Origin of the sequence: Mameliella sp. AT18 (assembly GCF_028807275.1) — a bacterium.
Taxonomy (GTDB): domain Bacteria; phylum Pseudomonadota; class Alphaproteobacteria; order Rhodobacterales; family Rhodobacteraceae; genus Antarctobacter; species Antarctobacter albus.
In genome coordinates this window covers 1-2,852 of the sequence record NZ_JARAMO010000241.1, presented here as the reverse complement: position 1 = coordinate 2,852, position 2,852 = coordinate 1, and the positions used below count along the sequence as shown (strand labels likewise).

4 protein-coding genes are annotated in these 2,852 nt (G+C 68.7%); all 4 read right to left on the bottom strand.

Going from position 1 to position 2,852, the window contains the following annotated elements; genetic code table 11:
* The coding region (locus tag PVW46_RS21245; RefSeq protein WP_274577480.1) for a maleylpyruvate isomerase N-terminal domain-containing protein at positions 1-549 on the bottom strand (549 nt) is incomplete at its 3' end.
* Positions 546-1,619 carry a cupin domain-containing protein gene (locus PVW46_RS21240; RefSeq protein ID WP_069211319.1) on the bottom strand — a complete coding sequence of 358 codons (1,074 nt, stop codon included), beginning with the start codon at positions 1,617-1,619 and terminating at the stop codon, positions 546-548. The genes PVW46_RS21245 and PVW46_RS21240, both read right to left, overlap by 4 nt.
* Before the next feature lie 25 nt (positions 1,620-1,644).
* On the bottom strand, positions 1,645-2,289 hold the full coding sequence (gene maiA, locus PVW46_RS21235; protein ID WP_069211318.1) for a maleylacetoacetate isomerase: 645 nt from the start codon (positions 2,287-2,289) through the stop codon (positions 1,645-1,647).
* Positions 2,286-2,852: fumarylacetoacetate hydrolase family protein (locus PVW46_RS21230; protein ID WP_274577477.1), on the bottom strand; the 567-nt coding region annotated here is incomplete at its 5' end. The genes PVW46_RS21230 and maiA, both read right to left, overlap by 4 nt.

Genomic DNA, 2,852 nt, shown 5'->3' with positions numbered 1-2,852 from the left:
GGCGGGCACATCGGCGAGCCGACCGCCATTGCCCAGGTCCAGAGCGCCTTTCCACACCACCCGCGCACGCAGGCGGGGCGTCTGGCGCAGCGGGGTGACGGCCTGGCCCTCCAGAGGCGCCGACAGGGTCCAGCCCTCGTCGGTCAGGTCGCGCCATTCGACGTCCAGGTGGATCGCCGCATGGTGCACCAGGCTGCGCAACGCGCGCGGCGGCAGCGTGGCCCCCTGGGCGATCTCGGCGCGATGGGCCTCTGGCGCTATCGGCTGAACGCTGTCCCCGGCCCGCACGGCGCCCACCTGCTGCGCGAGGACCCGGGCGTGATAGCCGACCTCGGCAATCAGCGCCCGACGCCGGACGCCCTCGCGCAGGGACGGCGCGTCCAGGTCGGCATCCGACAGCTCGGCCAGCTTGCGGGCGAAATAGGCCGTGCCGCGCCGGGCCAGCAGCAGATCCTCTGCCGGGGCCGAGGCCGCATCATAGCGCGCCCCTGCCCCCTGACGCGCGCGCAAGGCCTCGCGCGCGGCCTGTTCCTCGGCCGTCAGGCTCATTGCCCTTCGACCGCCGTCCGCATGAAATTCAGACGTTCCATGATCGGCGCATCGGAAAAGCGGAACAGGTCGAACTGGGTTTCCGCCTGCAAGGACCACGGCACCCAGGACGGGATCACGAACATGTCGCCCTTTTCCAGCCTGTGCGTCTCGCCCCCCATGACAACCGCCCCTTGCCCCTCGAAGACCTGGAACACGGTCGATCCGACTTCGCGCCGCTCGGGCGTCTCGGCCCCGGCCCGCAGGCGGTGGAACTCGCAGCGGATCGTCGGCATCACGTCGCCGCCGGTGGTCGGGTTGACGTAGCGGATCGCCGCGTGGCCCTGTTCGAGGGTGGCCGGCATGCCCTCATCCTCCAGCAGCAATTGCTGGGTCAGCGCCTGGTCGGTGAATTCCCAGCGGTAGGCGCCGATGGGCGAGGCGACGGTGTCCTGCAGGTGCGACAGGGGCCGCAGGCCCGGGTGGCACCACAGGCGTTCGCCCTGGGAATAGTTCGGCGTGGCGTTGTCGGTGACCCGTTCCGCGCCGAACTCGAAGAAACCAACGTCCATCTGCTGGCTGAAGGGAATGTCCAGCCCGTCGATCCAGGCCATCGGCTCGGTCGCGACATTGTGGTGCCCGTGGAACCGCCAGCCCGGCGTCAACAGCAGATCGCCGCGCGACATCCGCACCGGGTCGCCGTCGACCACCGTCCAGACCCCCTCGCCCTCGACGACGAAGCGAAAGGCGTTCTGGGCGTGGCGATGCTCGGGTGCGTTTTCGCCGGGGCAGAGGTACTGGATCGCGGCCCAGAGCGTGGGCGAGACATAGGCCCGCCCGCCAAGCCCGGGGTTGGCGAGGCCGATGGCGCGACGTTCGCCGCCCCGGCCCACCGGCACCAGTTCGCCAGACCGCTCGGCCAGTGGCAAAAGATCGGCCCAGCGCCAGACATGGGGCACCGCCTTGGGCCTGGGGTGCAGGGGCATCAGGTCGCCGGTCTGCGTCCACAGCGGGTTCAGGTGATTGTCCTTGAACCCCTGGTATAGCGCGCGCAGCTCCGCGCTGTCCTCGGGTTGCATGGCGTTGTCCATAACTCTCCTCCTTGGAAACGCGTTGTCAGGCCGCGTCGGGCTGGTTGGGCGGGGCCGCGTCGCGGAAGGCGGGCAGCGCGTCGAGCTCCGCGAAGATCCGCGCGATGGTCGGCCAGTCCGCGACCGGGATGTCAAAGCGCCGGTTGTTCCAGACCTGCGCGTAAAGGCACAGATCGGCCAGCCCCGGCGTATCTCCGTGACAGTAGCGACCGGTCCGCGCGTCCTGCAACGCCTCTTCGAGAGCGTCGAAAGTGGTGGCAACCCAATGCGTGAACCAGGCCTTCTGCGCCGCTTCATCGGCACCGAACTGGTCGCGCAGGCGAAAGAGCACCCGCAGGTTGTTCAGCGGGTGGATCTCGCAGGCGATCATGCAGGCCAGGCCGCGCACCCGGGCCCGGCCCAGCGGATCGGCGGGCAAAAGCGCGGGCTCCGGGTGGGTCTCTTCCAGCCATTCGATGATGGCCAGAGACTGGATCAGGGTCGTTCCGTCCTCCAGCTCCAGCGACGGCACCAGGCCTTGCGGGTTCTTTGCCAGGTACTCCGGCGTCCGCGTCTCTCCCTTGCGCAGGGCGTAGGCCAGGTAGTCGTATTCCAGCCCCTTGAGGTTCAACGCGGCGCGCAGCCGCGTCGAGGTCGACGAGCGAAAGAAGTTGTGCAGCGTCAGGCTCATGCGCGGGGGCCGATATGGGTGGTGCAGGTGCCCAGGCCCTCGACCTCGACGACGCAGGTATCGCCGGGCTGCAGGGGGCCGACGCCGGCAGGCGTGCCGGTCATGATCAGGTCGCCCGGCTTCAGCGCGAAGGACTGCGACAGGATCGAGATCATCTCGGGGATGGACCAGATCAGTTCGCTGAGGTCGGCCTCCTGCTTGACCTCGCCGTTGACGGTTAGCTTGATCGCCCCCTTGGAAGGATGACCCACGGCAGAGACCGGGTGGATCGGCGCGATGGGGGCCGAGTTGTCGAACCCCTTGCCAAGATCCCAGGGGCGGCCCTGCTCGCGCGCCTTCAGCTGCAGGTCACGGCGGGTCAGGTCATTGCCGACGCCATAGCCCCAGACGTGATCCAGCGCCTTGTCCTCGGGGATGTTCACACCGCCGGTGCCGATCACGGCGACGAGTTCGGCCTCATAGTGAAAGTTCTCGGTCTGCGGCGGATAGGGGATCGTCGCGCCGTCCTCGACCACCGCATCGGCGGGTTTGAGAAAGAAGAACGGCGGATCGCGGTCCGGGTC